This window comes from Pseudomonas sp. MDT1-17 (genome assembly GCF_054898105.1).
In genome coordinates this window covers 1608348-1625953 of record NZ_JBUBVM010000001.1, presented here as the reverse complement: position 1 = coordinate 1625953, position 17606 = coordinate 1608348, and the positions used below count along the sequence as shown (strand labels likewise).

15 protein-coding genes are annotated in these 17606 nt (G+C 59.0%); 11 read left to right on the top strand and 4 right to left on the bottom strand.

Annotated elements, in window-relative coordinates; all coding sequences use genetic code 11:
* Positions 1-123 precede the first annotated feature (123 nt).
* The 5 genes from norR (at position 124) to ACYZTX_RS07275 (ending at position 4536) form a co-directional block, all read left to right on the top strand.
* Complete coding sequence (gene norR / locus ACYZTX_RS07295; RefSeq protein ID WP_462033502.1) at positions 124-1674, top strand: nitric oxide reductase transcriptional regulator NorR; 1551 nt, start codon at positions 124-126, stop codon at positions 1672-1674.
* A gap of 270 nt (positions 1675-1944) precedes the next feature.
* Positions 1945-2847 carry a chemotaxis protein CheV gene (locus ACYZTX_RS07290; RefSeq protein ID WP_008147551.1) on the top strand — a complete coding sequence of 301 codons (903 nt, stop codon included), beginning with the start codon at positions 1945-1947 and terminating at the stop codon, positions 2845-2847.
* Between the two features lie 27 nt (positions 2848-2874).
* Complete coding sequence (locus ACYZTX_RS07285; RefSeq protein ID WP_462033501.1) at positions 2875-3333, top strand: GNAT family N-acetyltransferase; 459 nt, start codon at positions 2875-2877, stop codon at positions 3331-3333.
* A 43-nt stretch (positions 3334-3376) separates the two neighbouring features.
* Positions 3377-3703 carry a hypothetical protein gene (locus ACYZTX_RS07280; protein ID WP_462033500.1) on the top strand — a complete coding sequence of 109 codons (327 nt, stop codon included), beginning with the start codon at positions 3377-3379 and terminating at the stop codon, positions 3701-3703.
* A gap of 83 nt (positions 3704-3786) precedes the next feature.
* Positions 3787-4536 (top strand): YkgJ family cysteine cluster protein, encoded by a 750-nt coding sequence (locus ACYZTX_RS07275; protein WP_462033499.1) that lies wholly within the window; start codon positions 3787-3789, stop codon positions 4534-4536.
* A 68-nt stretch (positions 4537-4604) separates the two neighbouring features.
* Here ACYZTX_RS07275 and ACYZTX_RS07270 read toward each other — a convergent pair whose 3' ends face one another.
* Positions 4605-5744, bottom strand: a complete 1140-nt coding sequence (locus ACYZTX_RS07270) for a transporter substrate-binding domain-containing protein (protein ID WP_462037002.1) — start codon at positions 5742-5744, stop codon at positions 4605-4607.
* Positions 5745-5885: 141 nt separating this feature from the next.
* Complete coding sequence (locus ACYZTX_RS07265; RefSeq protein ID WP_462033498.1) at positions 5886-6143, bottom strand: hypothetical protein; 258 nt, start codon at positions 6141-6143, stop codon at positions 5886-5888.
* A 289-nt stretch (positions 6144-6432) separates the two neighbouring features.
* Between ACYZTX_RS07265 and ACYZTX_RS07260 the strand changes: the two genes are divergently transcribed.
* The 4 genes from ACYZTX_RS07260 to ACYZTX_RS07245 are packed head-to-tail and all read left to right on the top strand — an operon-like array spanning position 6433 to position 12732.
* Positions 6433-7593 (top strand): efflux RND transporter periplasmic adaptor subunit, encoded by a 1161-nt coding sequence (locus ACYZTX_RS07260; RefSeq protein WP_462033497.1) that lies wholly within the window; start codon positions 6433-6435, stop codon positions 7591-7593.
* Positions 7590-10691 (top strand): multidrug efflux RND transporter permease subunit, encoded by a 3102-nt coding sequence (locus ACYZTX_RS07255; protein ID WP_462033496.1) that lies wholly within the window; start codon positions 7590-7592, stop codon positions 10689-10691. Before ACYZTX_RS07260 ends, ACYZTX_RS07255 begins: the two co-directional genes overlap by 4 nt.
* A 9-nt stretch (positions 10692-10700) precedes the next feature.
* Positions 10701-11378, top strand: coding sequence for a heavy metal response regulator transcription factor (locus ACYZTX_RS07250; RefSeq protein WP_077044915.1), 678 nt, complete (start codon positions 10701-10703; stop codon positions 11376-11378).
* Positions 11368-12732 carry a heavy metal sensor histidine kinase gene (locus tag ACYZTX_RS07245; RefSeq protein WP_462033495.1) on the top strand — a complete coding sequence of 455 codons (1365 nt, stop codon included), beginning with the start codon at positions 11368-11370 and terminating at the stop codon, positions 12730-12732. The genes ACYZTX_RS07250 and ACYZTX_RS07245 overlap by 11 nt, the downstream gene beginning before the upstream one ends.
* Before the next feature lie 415 nt (positions 12733-13147).
* Here ACYZTX_RS07245 and ACYZTX_RS07240 read toward each other — a convergent pair whose 3' ends face one another.
* The gene (locus ACYZTX_RS07240) at positions 13148-14206 is read right to left on the bottom strand and encodes an IS110 family RNA-guided transposase (protein WP_462037001.1); all 1059 of its coding nucleotides are present in this window, start codon (positions 14204-14206) and stop codon (positions 13148-13150) included.
* Positions 14207-14468: 262 nt separating this feature from the next.
* Between ACYZTX_RS07240 and ACYZTX_RS07235 the strand changes: the two genes are divergently transcribed.
* Together ACYZTX_RS07235 and ACYZTX_RS07230 are read left to right on the top strand one after the other, a co-directional pair.
* Positions 14469-14693: a hypothetical protein gene (locus ACYZTX_RS07235; RefSeq protein WP_462033494.1), complete on the top strand. Its 225-nt coding sequence runs from the start codon at positions 14469-14471 to the stop codon at positions 14691-14693.
* A 375-nt stretch (positions 14694-15068) separates the two neighbouring features.
* Entirely contained in the window at positions 15069-16565 is a 1497-nt protein-coding gene (locus ACYZTX_RS07230) for a sensor domain-containing diguanylate cyclase (RefSeq protein WP_462033493.1), read from the top strand.
* A gap of 68 nt (positions 16566-16633) precedes the next feature.
* On the opposite strand, the gene lpxC is transcribed toward ACYZTX_RS07230, so the two are convergent.
* Positions 16634-17545 carry a UDP-3-O-acyl-N-acetylglucosamine deacetylase gene (lpxC, locus tag ACYZTX_RS07225; RefSeq protein WP_462033492.1) on the bottom strand — a complete coding sequence of 304 codons (912 nt, stop codon included), beginning with the start codon at positions 17543-17545 and terminating at the stop codon, positions 16634-16636.
* Positions 17546-17606 lie beyond the last annotated feature (61 nt).

Below are 17606 nucleotides of genomic sequence, written 5' to 3'. Positions count from 1 at the left end.
TGACTGCCGATACTTATCATTTTCCGTGCCAGAAAATAAAACGTTATAAATCAACAAGTTGAATTCCTCATAGTCATATCGACACAGACTGTTTTATAGTCATACCGACTACACGGAGTCACTATGACTGCAAAATCCCTACTGACCGCTCTGCTGCCACTGGTCTCCGACCTGTCCCGCGAACTCCCCGAAGGCGAGCGCTATCGGCGTCTGCTCGAAACCATGCGCGCCCTGCTCCCCTGCGATGCCGCCGCGCTGCTGCGCCTCGATGGCGAATGGCTGGTGCCGCTGGCCGTCGACGGGTTGAGCACCGATACCCTCGGCCGACGCTTCAAAGTCAGTGAACACCCACGCTTCGAAGCCTTGCTCAGCAGCTCCGGCCCGACTCGCTTCGCCGCCGACAGCGAATTGCCCGACCCTTACGACGGCCTGGTCGATGGCCTCGACGATCATCTGGAAGTCCATGACTGCATGGGTTGCCCGCTGTTTATCGACGAGCGTCCGTGGGGCTTGCTGACCCTCGACGCACTCGATCCGGAGCGCTTCGAACCGATCGAACTGGATGCCCTGGAAGCCTTTGCCAGCCTCGCCGCCGCCACGGTCAACGCCGCCGAACGTATCGAACGCCTGGCCAATCGTGTCGAAGACGAACATCAGCGTGCCGAGGTTTACCGACAAGCCAGCGGCCAGCAGAACCGCGAGATGATTGGTCAGAGCAAGGCCCACAAACGGCTGGTGGAAGAAATCAATCTGGTGGGCGGCAGCGACCTTACCGTGCTGATCACCGGCGAAACCGGGGTCGGCAAGGAACTGGTCGCCCAAGCCATCCACGCCGCATCGCCCCGAGCCGACAAGCCGATCATCAGCCTCAACTGCGCCGCGTTGCCGGATACGCTGGTGGAGAGCGAATTGTTCGGCCATGTCCGCGGTGCCTTCACCGGCGCAATGAACGATCGGCGCGGCAAGTTCGAACTGGCCAATGGCGGCACGCTGTTTCTCGATGAAGTCGGTGAGCTGTCCCTGACCGTCCAGGCCAAATTGCTGCGAGTCCTGCAAAGCGGTCAATTGCAGCGGTTGGGTTCGGATAAAGAGCATCATGTCGACGTACGACTGATCGCCGCGACCAACCGCGATCTGGCGGAGGAAGTGCGCAGCGGCCGCTACCGTGCCGACTTCTATCACCGCCTGAGCGTTTATCCGTTGTTGGTGCCAGCACTGCGTGATCGTGGGCGGGATGTACTGTTGCTCAGCGGCTATTTTCTGGAGCAAAACCGCTCTCGCATGGGCCTCAGCAGCCTGCGCCTGAACAGCGATGCGCAGGCTGCATTGCTGGCGTATACATGGCCGGGCAATGTGCGGGAACTGGAGCACTTGATTGGCCGCAGTGCCTTGAAGGCGCTCGGTAATTGCAAGGAACGACCGAAGATTCTCAGTTTGAGTGCGGCGGATCTGGATTTGCCCACTGGCAGTGTTGAGCTTGCAGCCGAGCCAGCCCCTGTCAGCCCTGCTGCGTTGGTCTCGGGAGATTTGCGGGCAGCGACCGAGGATTATCAGCGTCAACTGATCAACGCCTGTCTGGAACGGCACCATAACAATTGGGCGAGTGCGGCGCGTGAGCTAGGCTTGGATCGGGCGAATCTTGGAAGAATGGCCAAACGCCTGGGAATGAAATAACGCGATCCCTTGTAGCAGCTGCCGAAGGCTGCGTTCGACTGCGCAGCAGTCGTAAACCGGTAAACGCAGTGCCTCCGATACAACGCATTGCCCGGTTCAGCGAGGACTTCGTCCTCGAACGCAGCCTTCGGCAGCTGCTACAAGGTTCGCGTTGGTCGGCGATACCGGGTATTTAACCTAAAGCCTGCCCGCAACGAGTCGATAACCCGGCATCGATAGCTGTTGGCGATCTTCGCGATCGCCCATCACCTTTTTCCACAGAAGGTTTTTATGTCTTCAAACAAAGCCCGCGCAGATTCACTTTCGCTCCTGCTGTTTACCTTGCGCAGCGGCAAGCTGATGGCGATCAACCTGCTGAAAGTCAGTGAAATCATTCCCTGCCCGCCGCTGACCAAGCTGCCGGAGTCGCATCCCCACGTCAAAGGCATCGCCACTCTGCGCGGTGCGTCGTTGTCGGTGATCGACCTCAGCCGTGCCATCGGTGAACGGCCGCTGGAAGACCCGAACGGTGGCTGCCTGATCGTCACCGATGTCAGTCGCTCAAAACAGGGTTTGCACGTTCAAGCGGTGAGCAAGATCGTCCACTGCCTGACCACCGACATCCGTCCGCCGCCCTTTGGCTCTGGCGGCGTGCGTTCGTACATCACTGGCGTGACCTCGGTCGACGGCACGTTGGTGCAGGTGCTGGACATCGAAAAAGTGATCCATGGCATCGCCCCGGCGCAGATCGAAACGGCCCCGACCGAACTGAGCATGGAAGACGCCGAAGTCCTCGGCAACGCGCGGATTCTGGTGGTCGATGACAGCCAGGTTGCGCTGCAGCAATCGGTTCACACCCTGCGCAACCTCGGCCTGCAATGCCACACCGCCCGCAGCGCCAAGGAAGCCATCGACTGCCTGCTGGACCTGCAAGGCACGGCCCAGCAGATCAACCTGATTGTCTCGGACATCGAAATGTCGGAGATGGACGGCTACGCCTTCACCCGCACCTTGCGTGAAACCCCGGACTTTTCGCACCTCTACGTGCTGCTGCACACCTCTTTGGACAGCGCGATGAACAGCGAAAAGGCCCGTCTTGCCGGCGCGAACGCGGTGCTGACCAAGTTCTCCTCTCCGGAATTGACCAAGTGCCTGATCGAAGCGGCCAAGGCTGTCGCTGAACAAGGTCACTGAGTCTTGGCCAAGGACTTCTGCTTTCTGATGCGGCGCAACCTCGCTGACGTTGTGCCTGCGATCGTTTGGCCTCAAGGAATCGTCCTCAGCGAATACCGCCCCGATCTGGCAGAAACCGTTCATCGCTTGATGCAACTGGGCTATCAGGAAGGTGGCGGTCGCGTGCCGGCACTGGACGTGTGGCAACAGCGTTTTGAAACCGATCCGGAATACGACCCGACCCTGTGCTTCATCGCTCTGGATGCCGAAGGTATTGTGGGTGTTTGCCAGTGCTGGACAAGTGCCTACATCAAAAACCTGGTGGTGCATCCTCGAGCTCAGGGCCTCGGGCTAGGCCGCGCATTGCTGACACACGCGTTCAAAGTGTTTCAGGATCGTCGCGAAGGTTTTGTAGATTTGAAGGTGCTTGAGGACAACCTTCGGGCGCAGCGTTTATATGAAAGCGCCGGGATGCGTGTGATCCGCCGGGAACCGGTTCCGGCCTGACAGACTCAGACCTAGGTCAATAACCGCCCAAGGATGCCCGAACATGAAAGCCTCAACCCTGACCTTCCTCTGCCTCAGCGCCCTGATCACCCAGGCCCACGCCTCCAGCCCCGACGCCTGGACCGCGTACGACAAAGCCGTGCTCGCCAGTTGCACCAAGGCCAGCGGCTTGAAGAATGCCAAACCCGTCGGCAACGCCGCGCAGTTCGATGACCGGGTCGGCTACACCGCACTTCTGTTACAAGGCCAATACCCGCAAAAACACATGAAAGGCCAGCAAGGCACCGAGCTGTGCCTTTACAGCAATAAAAGCAAAACCGCTTACGTCACCGAATGGGACTCCATCCGCCCAACCGCCAAGGCGCAATGACTGGCGCATAACTTGCTTCGACAGTGGCCTTTGCGGCGGCATTCTGTCGCCGTTTCATGCCCTCAAAGGCGACTGGCCGCTCAATGAATACAACGTTTTCCTGCGTAGGTTGTGGCAAATGCTGCAACGACCACCACGTGCCCCTGACCCTGAGCGAAGCCCGGATGTGGGCGGCCGATGGCGGTCAGGTGATCGTGCTGGTGGAAGGTTTCCTGGGCAATGGCCTCGGCCTGCCTCTGCAGCAACGCGAACATGCCGAACGCCGTTCGGTGAGGGTTCGAAGCGGCGCAACCGAGGCGTACATAGCCATCACCTTTGCCGCCTACAACGTCGGTCCTTGCCGGAATCTTGACGAAGACAACCTCTGCCGCATCTACGAACGCCGGCCGCTGGTGTGCCGCATTTACCCGATGGAAATCAATCCGCACATTCCCCTGAACACTGCGGTGAAGGAATGTCCGCCCGAGTCGTGGGAAAAGGGACCGGATTTGATTGTGGGTGGTGAATGCGTGGATCAGGAACTGGTCGGATTAATCCAGCGCTCCCGTCAGGCTGATCGCGATGACGTTCAGACCAAGGATGCGATTTGCGCGTTGCTGGGGATTCGGACGACAGCGTTGAAGGGTGATGGGTTTACCGCTTATCTGCCGGATATGACGGCGTTTGTCATGGTCATCGATCAGGTTGCGGCGCAGCCATTGGCTGGGTCAGGCGCTGACTGGTTGTTCCATGTATCCGGTGAGGACATTGCCGCGCAATTGCTGGCGGCTGGTGCGCAAGTGGTGACAGATACACCCGTGAACTATGCGTTTATCTCTTTGCGAGCAGCCTGAAACAACAAGTGCCAGATCCAAAAAACCACTGCGCAATCCCGTTGCGCAGTGGTTCGTCGTCAAGAGGGTTAGCTGGCCGTCACTGCCAGACATTCCACTTCTACCCGCGCGTCGCCTATCAACTTGCCGGCAAACGTCGTACGAGCGGGCAAGCGATCTACCGGGAAATAACTGCGATACACAGCACTCATGGCGGAAAAATCCTTAATGTCGGCAAGGATGACCGTGCATTTAGCCACTTGAGCCATAGACGAACCGTTGCGTTGCAGCGCGGTACGCAAGTTCTCCATGGCCTGGGTCGTCTGCGGGTCGATGCCGCCCTTCACCAGTTCGCCATCAGCCCCCAGGCCGACCAAGCCGGAAAAATAAATCGTCTCGCCGACCTGCACCGCATCGGAAAATGGCAAGCCTTCGTCGTTAGGAACGTAGCGTGGCGAGTCTGGCGCAGCCGGTGGCAAGTAGCGTTGGGTAATCGCCTGGTACTGGCCATTTTGCTTGAGACGCTCAAGCGCCACATTCAGGTTATCGCGCAGCAGGGTGTCGGATTTTCGCACAGCCATGGCCACGCCACTGCCCAGCATGGGGTCCTTGAGAGGGGGACCGGCAAAGTCGAAAGCTTGACCTTGGGGCAGGCTTAAGAATGCTTGGGTAATTTCAATGGAGTCTTGCAGGGTTGCATCGATTTCACCCGCCAGCAGGCTGTCGACCAATTGATGATTGAGCGCGAAACTGCGCACCGTCACTCCCGCCGGTGCCCAACGGGACTTGGCGAACGCTTCACGGCTGGTACCTGTCAGGACGCCGACACGTTTGCCCTTGAGCGATTGCACTTGCGGTTGCAGATTCGCCCCTTTGCGCGCCACCAGTCGGCTGCTCAGGGGGTAAAGATTATCGGTGAAATCGACCCGCTCGCGACGTGCAGATGTAGCGGTCATGGGCATGATCACGTCGAAACGATTGGTTTCAAGGGCATGAATGTTGGTGGCGTAATCCTGGTCGACCCAGACACAGCGGGATTTGAGTTCAGCACATAGCGCGTTGCCCAACTCGATGTTTAATCCGACCAGCTCACCCTTGTCGTTACGGCTCTCGAACGGCGGAACCAGCGCTTCGACACCGAAACGGATCTGTGGATCGGGCGCAGACGACATGCAGCCAGTGGTCAGGGCCACCAGCGACAATAGAGAGAGGGTTTTTACCAGCGTCATTTCGGCGGCCTTCATCAAGAATTCACGGGCATGAATCTTCGACGAGCGGCCACCTTTTTCCCAGAGGACGAATCGTTCATCCTTGTAGGAACTGTCTCAATGACAGGAGGAACAATTACCGGTCAACAAAACGCCTGACAGTCAGCGTTTACCCATCGAGCGACGAGTGCCGGGAGGCGCTGCACCGGGGGTCTTGGTATGGCCGTTCTTGGCGCCGTTCTTGTACCAAGGCTGGCTGGCGTTCTTCGCTGCAGCCAGGTCGCCCGGCTTGAACGGGAACTTGAATGCCGGGATGGCGGCTTCGGTTTCGCTGTCTGCGCTGGAGTCGACGCTGTCTGGCAGGTCTGCCTGGTCGTCGCTCAAAGCATCGGCAACCGGCGGTTGTGTCGGGGAAGTCATGAAAGCTCCGGGTGATGCACATAGAGTCGGGCCCGGTCAGCGAGCCGCGAAAGGCGGCAGTATACCTGTGTCGGGAGTTGCAAGCTTCAAGCTGCAAGCGAGTCCGTCGGGTTTTGTGTTCACTGAGCTGACGCTATCGTTGGAACGCAGCCCGGAGCAAGCTGGCTTGGATGTCCCAAACTGACAGCGCCGTCAGTTACCCGTCACCTTCCTGACCGGCGAACAGGTTTATAAAGGAAGGTATAAACCTGAAAAAACTCCGATCACCCAGCCCCGGCGCCCCACTCGCATGCGAATTCAGAAAAAACCCGCCCTGCTCGCAGCCCTTCTGATCGTTCTGGCAACGCTGGGCCTGTGGTACGCCACCAAACCCGTCACGACGAAACTCGCCGCCCCTACCGCCATCCCCGTGCGGGTCGTCAGCGTCACCGAAAAGGACGTCCCCCGCTACGTCAGCGGCATCGGTTCGGTGCTGTCCTTGCACAGCGTTGTGGTGCGCCCGCAGATCGACGGCATCCTCACCAAATTGCTGGTCAAGGAAGGCCAACGGGTGAACAAAGGCGACCTGCTGGCCACCATCGACGACCGCTCGATCCGCGCCAGCCTCGACCAGACCCGGGCGCAACTCGGGGAAAGCCAGGCGCAACTGCAAGTGGCGTTGGTCAACCTCAAACGCTACAAACTGTTGAGCGTCGATGACGGCGTTTCCAAGCAGACCTACGACCAGCAACAAGCCTTGGTCAATCAACTCAAAGCCACCGCCCAAGGCAACCAGGCGTCGATCGACGCCGCTCAGGTGCAGCTTTCCTACACACAGATTCGCTCTCCGGTCACCGGCCGCGTCGGTATTCGCACGGTGGATGAAGGCAACTTCCTGCGCATGACCGACGCCCAAGGGCTATTCACGGTGACCCAGATCGACCCGATCTCTGTGGAGTTCTCCCTGCCGCAGCAAATGCTGCCGACCCTGCAGGGTCTGATCGGCGACCCACAACGCGCACACGTGAAAGCCTACATCGGCGCCGACACTGACGGCGAAACCGGCAATCTGCTCGGCGAAGGTCATTTGACCCTGATCGACAACCAGATCAACGCCAACACCGGGACCATCCGCGCCAAGGCTGAATTCGACAACCCCGGGCAGAAACTCTGGCCGGGCCTGCTGGTGACGGTAAAGATTCAGACAGCCCTGGATAAAGATGCGCTGGTGGTGCCGCCCACGGTCGTACAACGAGGGCTCGATCAACATTTCGTCTACCGGGTCAACGGCGACAAGGTCGAGACCGTGCAAGTGCAGATGGTCTACCAGGGCAGCGGCCAGGACATCATCAAAGGCGTGAAACCTGGCGACATCTTGGTCAGCGACGGCCAGTCGCGGCTCAAACCGGGTTCGACCGTCCAGGTACTGACTGATCCACCGCAAGTGGTCCAATCGGAGCCGAAACCATGAAGGGTCATGGCTCGGTCTCTGCCTGGTGCATCGACCATCCGGTTGCGACGATCCTGATGACCTTCGCGCTGGTGCTGCTCGGTGTCATCGCCTTCCCGAAGCTGCCGATCGCGCCGCTGCCGGAAGCCGAATTCCCGACCATTCAGGTCGCCGCGCAATTGCCCGGTGCCAGTCCGGAAACCATGGCGTCGTCGGTGGCCACGCCGCTTGAAGTGCAATTCAGCGCCATCCCGGGCGTGACCCAGATGACCTCAAGCAGCGCCCTCGGATCGACCAACCTGACCCTGCAATTCACGCTCGACAAAAGCATCGACACCGCCGCTCAGGAAGTGCAGGCCGCCATCAACACCGCCGCCGGAAAACTGCCTAAGGACATGCCGACCCTGCCGACCTGGAGGAAGGTCAACCCGGCCGACAGCCCGGTGTTGATCCTCAGTGTCAACTCGACCCAGATGCCCGGCACCGAACTCAGCGACTTGGTGGAAACCCTGCTCGCCCGTCAGATCAGTCAGATCGACGGCGTAGGACAAATCAACATCACCGGTCAGCAACGTCCGGCGATCCGCGTACAGGCCTCGGCCGACAAACTCGCGGCCATCGGCCTGACGCTGTCGGACATTCGTCTGGCGATCCAGCAGACCAGCCTCAACCTGGCCAAAGGTGCGTTGTACGGTGAGTCGAGCATCTCGACCCTGTCGACCAACGACCAGTTGTTCCACCCTGAGGAATACGGCCAACTCATCGTTTCCTACAAGGACGGCGCACCGGTTCATCTCAAGGACGTGGCGAAAGTCGTCAACGGTTCGGAAGATGCCTACGTGCAAGCCTGGGCCGGTGATAAGCCAGGGGTGAACCTGGTGATTTCCCGGCAACCGGGCGCCAACATCGTCGAAACCGTGGATCGCATTCAGGCCGCCTTGCCCAGCCTCGAAGCCATGCTGCCGGCGTCGGTGGAGGTCAAGGTGCTGGTGGACCGCACCCAGACCATCCGCGCCTCCCTGCATGAGGTGGAAATCACCCTGCTGATCGCAATCATGCTGGTGGTCGCGGTGATGGCAATGTTCCTGCGCCAACTGTCGGCGACCTTGATCGTAACCGCGGTGCTCGGTGTGTCGTTGATCGCCAGTTTCGCCCTGATGTACATCATGGGTTTCAGCCTGAACAACCTGACACTGGTGGCGATCGTGGTGGCTGTGGGGTTTGTGGTCGACGATGCGATTGTGGTGGTGGAGAACATTCACCGCCACCTGGAAGCCGGCGACGGCATGCGCGAGGCGGCGATCAAAGGAGCCGGCGAGATTGGTTTCACCGTGGTCTCCATCAGTTTTTCGCTGGTGGCGGCGTTTATCCCGCTGTTATTCATGGGCGGTGTGGTCGGGCGGCTGTTCAAGGAATTTGCCCTGACTGCGACGTCAACCATCATGATTTCGGTGGTGGTGTCGCTGACGTTGGCGCCGACCCTGGCCGCGCTGTTCATGCGTGCGCCCGTGCATCACGCCCACAGCAAACCCACGTTCGGCGAACGCTTGCTGGCCGGCTATGAAAAACTCCTGCGCCGCGCCCTCGCCCACCAGAAACTGATGATCGGTGTGTTCTGCGTGTCTCTGGGCCTGGCGATTGCCGGTTACATCTTTATCCCCAAGGGCTTCTTCCCGGTGCAAGACACCGGTTTCGTCCTCGGCACCACCGAAGCAGCCGCCGATATTTCCTACGGCGATATGGTGAAAAAACACCTGGCGATGGCCGAAATCGTCGCTGCGGATCCAGCGGTCGCGGCGTTTTCCCACTCGGTTGGCGTCTCGGGCAGCAACCAGACCATCGCCAACGGTCGTTTCTGGATCTCCCTGAAAAAGCGTGGCGACCGCGACGTGTCAGCCAGCCAGTTCATTGACCGGATTCGTCCGCAACTGATGAAGGTCCCGGGCATCGTGCTGTACCTGCGCGCCGGGCAAGACATCAACCTCAGCTCCGGCCCAAGCCGCGCCCAGTATCAATATGTACTCAAGAGCAACGACGGCGGAGTCCTCAGCACCTGGACCCAGCGCCTCACGGAAAAACTGCGCAGCAACCCGGCGTTCCGTGACATTTCCAACGACCTGCAACTGGGCGGCAGCATCACCCATATCAGCATCGACCGCAGCGCTGCCGCGCGTTTCGGCCTGACCGCCAGCGATGTCGATGAAGCGCTGTACGACGCTTTCGGCCAGCGCCAGATCAACGAATTCCAGACTCAGATCAACCAGTACAATGTGATTCTGGAACTGGACATCAAGCAGCGTGGCAAGGCCGAAAGCCTCAACTATTTCTACCTGCGCTCGCCCCTGAGCGGAGAAATGGTGCCGCTGTCGGCGCTGGCCAAATTCGATGCGCCGACCGTGGGCCCGCTGTCCATCGCCCATGACGGCATGTTCCCGGCCGCCAACTTGTCGTTCAACCTGGCGCCCGGTGTGGCGTTGGGCGATGCGGTGATCATGCTCAACCAGGCCAAGGCTGAAATCGGCATGCCGGCGGCCATGAGCGGCAACTTCCAGGGCGCGGCCCAGGCGTTCCAGAGCTCTTTGGCCAGTCAACCGTGGTTGATCCTGGCGGCGCTGGTGGCGGTTTACATTATTCTCGGCGTGCTCTACGAGAGCTTCGTCCACCCGTTGACCATCATCTCGACGCTGCCCTCCGCCGGACTTGGCGCGGTGATCATGCTGTGGATTTGCGGGCAGGACTTTTCGATCATGGCGCTGATCGGGCTGGTGCTGCTGATCGGGATCGTGAAGAAGAACGGCATCCTGATGATCGACTTCGCGCTCGAAGCCCAGCGCAAAGGTGGCTTGCCACCGGAAGAGGCGATCTACCAGGCCTGTATCACCAGGTTCCGGCCGATCATCATGACCACCCTCGCCGCCCTGCTCGGCGCGCTGCCATTAATGCTGGGTTACGGAACTGGCGCCGAACTGCGCCAGCCCTTGGGGATCGCGGTCGTGGGCGGCTTGCTGGTGAGCCAGGCGCTGACGCTGTTCACCACTCCGGTCATATACTTGTGGCTTGAGCGGCTATTCCATAGGCCCAAACCTGCGCCCGTGCCGGCGCTGGCGACCACAGACTGAGGCGGGGTAATGCGCGTTCTGATTATCGAAGACGAGGAAAAAACCGCGGACTATTTGCATCGCGGCCTGACGGAACAGGGTTACACCGTAGACCTGGCGCGCGACGGCGTCGAAGGCCTGCACATGGCGCTGGAAAGTGACTATGCGGTGATCGTCCTCGACGTCATGTTGCCGGGCCTCGATGGTTTCGGTGTTTTGCGCGCCTTGCGTGCGCGCAAGCAAACCCCGGTGATCATGCTCACCGCGCGCGAGCGTGTGGAAGATCGCATCAAAGGCTTGCGCGACGGTGCCGACGATTACCTTGGCAAACCGTTTTCCTTCCTCGAACTGGTGGCGCGCCTGCAAGCGCTGACCCGCCGCAGCGGCGGTCACGAACCGGTGCAGGTGAGCATCGCCGACCTGTGGATAGATTTGATCAGCCGCAAAGCAACCCGCGCCGGCACCCGCCTGGACCTGACCGCCAAGGAGTTCTCGCTGCTCAGCGTGCTGGCCCGCCGTCAGGGTGAAATTCTTTCGAAAACCGCCATCGCCGAAATGGTCTGGGACATCAATTTCGACAGCGACGCGAACGTCGTCGAAGTCGCGATCAAACGCCTGCGGGCCAAGCTCGACGGGCCGTTCGACGAGAAACTGCTGCACACGATTCGTGGCATGGGTTATGTGCTGGAGAGCCGCGGTGTCCAGTAACTCAATAGCGTTGCGCCTGAGCGGGATGTTCACGCTGGTGGCGCTTTTGGTGTTTCTGTTGATTGGCTGGGCGCTGTATCAACAGGTCGATAAAGGTCTGGGTTTGCTGCCCGAGGCTGAACTGGATGCGCGTTACAGCGTGCTCGAGTCCACGGTCGGCCGTTACGGCACGCCGGAGCATTGGGTGAAGATTAACAACAAGCTCAAGCTGCTCGGCGAGGAAGACAAACGCATCAGCTTCTGGATTATCAGCGGCGATCCGCATTACGAATACGGCAACCTGACGCCACAGATCCGCGCCTTTGCCGAAGGGCCGCTGGGCATGCGTGATTTGCATCTGCCGGATCAGTCTTATCCGCTGAAGGTGCTGGTCAGCCAGTTCCCCGCCAAGGATCAACGCCCACCCCTGCGCTTCATGATCGGCATCGACACCGAGACGTTTTTGCAGACTCAGCACCATTTGCTGATTGCCCTGATCAGCCTGGCGATCATCGGTGTGTTGCTGGCGTCGGCCCTCGGTTACTGGGTGGCGCGGATCGGCCTCAAGCCGCTGATCAAGTTGTCCCAGGAAGCCCAGCGGCTGGCCCCGCCGTTGTTGTCCGGTCGCCTGCAATTGTCACCGTTGCCGCCGGAACTGAATCAGTTCGTCAATTCGTTTAACTCGACACTGGAGCGGGTCGAGCAAGCGTATTCGCGTCTGGAGTCGTTCAACGCCGATGTCGCCCATGAACTGCGCTCGCCACTGACCAACCTGATCGGCCAGACCCAGGTGGCGCTGACTCGCGGGCGATCCGCCGAACACTATTTTGAAGTGCTGCAATCGAACCTTGAAGAGCTTGAGCGACTGCGTTCGATCATCAATGACATGCTGTTTCTCGCCAGCGCGGATCAGGGCAGCAAGGCCACCAAATTGACGTCCACCTCGCTGGCGAATGAAGTGGCCACGACCCTGGAATATCTGGATTTCATTCTGGAGGACGCGCAGGTTCAGGTGCAGGTGAGTGGCGATGCCCAGGTGCGAATCGAGATCGCGCATTTGCGCCGGGCATTGATCAACCTGCTGAGCAACGCAGTGCAGCACACTGAGCCCGGGGAAGTGATTCAGGTGCGGATCGAAGTTGAGGAGCATCAGGTCAGCATCGGGGTTGCGAACCCTGGGTCGCCGATTGCCAGTGAGCATTTACCACGATTGTTCGAGCGGTTTTATCGGGTGGATGCGTCGCGCAGCAACAGTGGGAACAACCATGGGCTGGGATTGGCGATCGTCAAGGCGATTGCGTTGATGCATGGGGGGGATGTGTTTGTGCGCAGTGATCAGGGGATGAATACCTTCGGCATCCACCTCCCGGTTTAACCCCAATACGACGCCCGGACTGCACCCGGTCCTGTAGCAGCTGGCGAAGCCTGCGTCCGGCGGCGCAGCAGTCGTAACCCTACACACGCGGTTTATCTGACCGACCGCAGCGCCTGATCTCGCGACTGCTTCGCAGCCGGACGCAGGCTTCGCCAGCTGCTATGTATGGACTCGCCCCCACTGTCTACCCGCTTTTGAAAAAACCGTCGCCCCGTTGCATCTATGTATTAGGCCTATTCGTGGAAGCCGTCTTCGGCTTCTGGCCAAAATTGGAAGAGCTCGTGGTATGCCGATTACAGTCAGGCCTCGAAGGCCAGTAGCAGCTAAGGCATCAATCCACGCCGGTCTTACCTGGGGTCAATTTTCTTCAGCAAAGGGTCGGACAGTCAGTACCTCGGTGGCAGAACTCTGTCGCTCAGTGGCTTATCGTCGCTTGCTGGCCATCACCAGCGTGGCGACGATAAGTCTGGTCATTCTGTAGAAGCACCCAGACGATTCGCAGGTTGCGGTTGGCTAGCCTGATCGCAGCCTCCTTACGACCCAGCCGGCTCACCCAGCGCAACAAGCGGCGGTCATCGGGTTGCTGGGAATCAGGTCGTAGTTGTTGCAGCACCGCATGGGCTCCCTGGATCATCAGGCTGCGTAAATAAACATCACCTCGCTTGGTCATGTCCCCCAGCCGGACCGTCTGCCCGCTGCTGTGCTGGTCAGGCACCATGCCAAAGTACGCGGCAAACTTGCGGGCATTGGGAAATCGCTCAGGTTTGGTTTCCTTGGCCACCAGTGCCGTGGCAGTGACTGGGCCGATGCCGCGCACAGTCATCAGTCGCTTCGCCGTCATGTCGGCGTTGGCGGCCACTTCCAGGCGTCCCGTCAGCACGCTGATGCGCTCGCCCAAATGGCGCCACTCGGCCAACAGTTCGTCGATCAGTTCACGCAGCAGGCCAGGCACCGGCTGGGTAGCATCTTCCAGTACCCGCGGAATTTTCTGGCTGATCGCAACATCGCCCTGCGCCAAGGCCACGCCGTGCTCGAGCAGCAGGCCGCGCATCTGATTACTTACCGCCGTGCGTCGACGCACATAGCCCTGACGGGCGCGATGCAGCGCCTGCATTGCCAGCGCCGCAACGCTTTTGACCGGTACTGCGCATATCTTTTCATCGCGACCAGCCCGCAGAATCGCCAGCGCATCGTTGCGATCATTTTTAGGCCCGCTGCGGTGTGTGGCCACCAAACCGGCTGGAAGAATGCGCGCCAAATTGCCTTGGTCTTGCAGCTGCCGGGCCCAGGCTTGAGCGCCCGGACCGGTCTCCATCAAAACCACGACATGAGGCGGTAACTGTTGGAGAAACTCATAAAACGCCTCACGCGACTTGATCCGCTGCTCATAGCGCACCTGGCCGAGGACATCTTCACCGGCGACCTGAAAGACCTGCTTGGCCAGATCGACCGCCAAAGTTGTGCAGGCCGACAAATCGGAAGAAGACAGGGATTGATCAATCGAACTATGATTTTTCATGGACTCGCCCTCGCTGTCGTTGGCTGTTTAGACTGCCACCGTGGCGCATTGACGCCTCGGCTTGGGCGAGTCCATCCAATTACAGGTTCGGGCGTCGCCCTGTTTACTGTTGCCTTAAGCGCAACAGTCCTTTCATTAATCCGCTCTTTTTCCCCTCGCCAAACCCCCTTATCGTTGCCGCACCAAACAGCACTTGCCAAGCAAGAAGGTTTTAAAGATGTCCAACACTATGGGTATTGCCAGCGCGTTCGTTTTGTCCTCTTTGTTTCTGTCTCCGTTCGCCATCGCTGAAGAGTCGCAGACGTTCGTCGTGAAAAATTCCGCACGAGTTGCTGCGTTCGAACAGTATCAGGGCGAATTGACGGCCAAGGCTCAGGAATCTGCGCAAACCCCTCAAGCGTCGACTACTCAAGCCCAGCCACGGGTTGAGAAAGACAGCTGATCATTAAGTATCGATCTGTTTCCCTCGACTCTTTTCATCGGCTCTTCCCTTTGAAAAGTTGTCTTCAAAGCCGCTGCTATCAGCGGCTTTTTTTCGTTGTAGTTTTAAACGAACTACATGAAACGCAATCGCCTGCAGCAAGCGGACGACAGGCATGCGCGGGCCCAGGCTCGACGGCGGTCCGATGAATACCGGGTGATCGTCGACTACCCGCTCAATGTCTTCTAAGCTTTAATCAGTAAAAGGCCGGCACGTTTTGCTGGCCTTTTTTTTATCCGGGATTTATACAGGCGCTCTGAACGAAAACGGTTTCTGGGATTCTGCCCGATTCTTGCTAAAAACTTTCATAACGCCTCATTAGCAGAAGCCAGAACCATGAGTGTGAGCAATGCAACATCTCACCATCCGATCCTGTCGACGCGGTCGGAGCAGCTTCTGGTTCTCTGCAGTTTGCTGCTGGTGGTTGCCATATTGAGCATCGTGGCGTTCCTGCTCATTCGCGAACGCGCCAATGCTGAACAGTCTGCCACTCGCGCAGCAAGCAATATCGTGCAACTGATCGACGCAGACGTGTTACGCAACGTCGAACTCTACGACCTGTCCTTGCAAGGCTTGATCGCCGCCTCACGCCGCGACGACCTCAAGACCGTTTCTCCCGTCATTCGCCATTTGGCCTTGTTCGACCGCGCGACCGCCGCGCCGTACAAGGGCGACATTTTGTTGCTCGATAGACATGGAGAAGTGGTCGCCGACTCGGCTTCGGTGGAGCCACGGCAGGGTAATTTCGCGGACAGTGAATACTTTCAGTCCCACGTCAACAACCCGGCCCCAGGCATGTTCATCAGTCGGCCCTTCCGTTCCAGACAGGCCGAACATGAATGGCGTATCAGCTTCAGCCGCCGGATCAGCGGTACACACGGCGAATTTCTCGGCGTTGCTGAAGCGGCCATGCGCTTGAGCTACTTCGACCAGTTGTTCAACAGCTTGAGCATCGGTCGTGACAGCTCGATCAACCTGATCAGCTCGGGCGGTATTCTCCTGGCTCAGGTACCCCGCCTGGCCGAAGAGTTGATTGGCAAGGACTTCAGCAACCGTCCCAACTTCCAGCGCATCGTCAAAGAAGGTAACGGCAGCTTCACCAGTGTTTCTAGCCGCCACAAGGATAAACGCCTGTACACGTTCTCCAAAGTAGGCAATTTGCCGTTGATCGTCATCGTTGCGCTGTCCAGTGATGAAGTGTTTGCGTCGTGGAAGCGCACGGCGGTGGTGGTCAGCGTTGCGACTATTGCGCTGTGCGTCAGCCTGCTCTGGCTGACCTGGTTGCTCTGCCGGGAATTGCGCCTGCGCCATCACGCCGAGCATGAACTGGCGCAACTGGCGGCCACCGATGCCTTGACCGGCCTGGCCAATCGCCGAACGCTGGATCAGGTCCTGCGTCATGAGTGGTTCCGCGCTCAACGTTCCGGCCAGCCGTTGTCGCTGCTGATGATCGATGCCGACCACTTCAAGGCGTTCAACGATCGTCACGGGCACCAGGGTGGCGATGATGCCTTGCGCTCGGTGGCCAAGGTGATCTCCGCCAATGTGAGGCGACCAGCGGATCTGGTCGCCCGTTACGGCGGCGAGGAGTTTTCGGTCATTCTCGCGGAAACCGGCAGCCAGGGTGCGCAACAGATTGCCGAGCACATCCGTGCGACAGTGGAGCAATTGCCGCTGGTGGCAGGTGCCGAGTCGCCGATCACTGTCAGTATCGGTATCAGTACCTGGACGACGGCGACCGACATCAGCCTGGAGCAGTTGTTGTTTGCGGCGGACAAGGCGCTGTATCAGGCCAAGGAAAGTGGACGGAATCGGGTGGTGGCTGCGGGTTGAGGCCTGTCCCGCAGGTATAAAAAAAGGCCACCCGAAGGTAGCCTTTAAAAACTAGAGAGGTTTTTTACTTACACGGCCGCAACAGGGCGCATGTAAGAGATCGGTGCAGTGCTGGCGTCATCGAAAGTCACGACTTCCCAAGCATCTGTCTGCTCAATCAACTTGCGCAGCAGCTGGTTGTTCAATGCGTGGCCGGACTTGAAGCCCCTGAATTCACCAATCAGGCTATTGCCCAACAGGTAGAGGTCACCAATTGCATCGAGGATCTTGTGCTTCACGAATTCGTCTTCATAGCGAAGGCCGTCTTCGTTCAGTACTCCATCAGCGTCGACCACAATTGCGTTTTCAACGCTGCCGCCGAGTGCGAGGTTGTGCTTGCGCAGGTACTCGATGTCACTCATGAAACCAAAGGTACGGGCGCGGCTGACTTCTTTTACGAACGAAGTGCTGGAAAAATCCACGCTTGCACTTTGGGTGCGGTCACGGAAAACCGGGTGATCGAAATCGATCTCGAAGCTCACTTTGAAGCCTTCGAAAGGGACGAAAGTGGCGCGCTTGTCGCCGTCTTCCACTGTCACTTCCCGCAGGATCCGGATGAACTTCTTGGCGGCGTCCTGTTCTTCCAGGCCAGCCGACTGAATCAGAAATACGAAGGGTCCAGCGCTACCATCCATGATCGGAACTTCGGACGCGGAGAGCTCGACGTAGGCGTTATCGATGCCCAGGCCAGCCATGGCCGAGAGCAGGTGCTCCACCGTATCCACTTTGGTGTCACCACTGACCAACGTGGTCGACATCGTGGTTTCACCAACGTTTTCCGCGCGGGCAGGAATCTGCACCACAGGGTTGAGGTCGGCACGACAAAACACAATGCCGGTGTCGATAGGTGCGGGCTTGAGGGTCAGGTATACCTTCTCCCCGGAGTGCAGGCCTACACCTGTGGCACGGATAATATTTTTCAGTGTGCGTTGTTTAATCATGGCTTGGGCCGCTTCAGCGCAATTTGCGAACTGGTATCAACAAAGGCTGGCGATAATAGCA

What these genes read in the sequence shown, in the direction of transcription:
- norR (WP_462033502.1), top strand. Translation starts at nt 124, where the DNA reads ATGACTGCAAAATCCCTACTGACCGCTCTGCTGCCACTGGTCTCCGAC.
- ACYZTX_RS07290 (WP_008147551.1), top strand. Translation starts at nt 1,945, where the DNA reads ATGTCTTCAAACAAAGCCCGCGCAGATTCACTTTCGCTCCTGCTGTTT.
- ACYZTX_RS07285 (WP_462033501.1), top strand. Translation starts at nt 2,875, where the DNA reads ATGCGGCGCAACCTCGCTGACGTTGTGCCTGCGATCGTTTGGCCTCAA.
- ACYZTX_RS07280 (WP_462033500.1), top strand. Translation starts at nt 3,377, where the DNA reads ATGAAAGCCTCAACCCTGACCTTCCTCTGCCTCAGCGCCCTGATCACC.
- ACYZTX_RS07275 (WP_462033499.1), top strand. Translation starts at nt 3,787, where the DNA reads ATGAATACAACGTTTTCCTGCGTAGGTTGTGGCAAATGCTGCAACGAC.
- ACYZTX_RS07270 (WP_462037002.1), bottom strand. Translation starts at nt 5,744, where the DNA reads ATGACGCTGGTAAAAACCCTCTCTCTATTGTCGCTGGTGGCCCTGACC.
- ACYZTX_RS07265 (WP_462033498.1), bottom strand. Translation starts at nt 6,143, where the DNA reads ATGACTTCCCCGACACAACCGCCGGTTGCCGATGCTTTGAGCGACGAC.
- ACYZTX_RS07260 (WP_462033497.1), top strand. Translation starts at nt 6,433, where the DNA reads ATGCGAATTCAGAAAAAACCCGCCCTGCTCGCAGCCCTTCTGATCGTT.
- ACYZTX_RS07255 (WP_462033496.1), top strand. Translation starts at nt 7,590, where the DNA reads ATGAAGGGTCATGGCTCGGTCTCTGCCTGGTGCATCGACCATCCGGTT.
- ACYZTX_RS07250 (WP_077044915.1), top strand. Translation starts at nt 10,701, where the DNA reads ATGCGCGTTCTGATTATCGAAGACGAGGAAAAAACCGCGGACTATTTG.
- ACYZTX_RS07235 (WP_462033494.1), top strand. Translation starts at nt 14,469, where the DNA reads ATGTCCAACACTATGGGTATTGCCAGCGCGTTCGTTTTGTCCTCTTTG.
- ACYZTX_RS07230 (WP_462033493.1), top strand. Translation starts at nt 15,069, where the DNA reads ATGAGTGTGAGCAATGCAACATCTCACCATCCGATCCTGTCGACGCGG.
- lpxC (WP_462033492.1), bottom strand. Translation starts at nt 17,545, where the DNA reads ATGATTAAACAACGCACACTGAAAAATATTATCCGTGCCACAGGTGTA.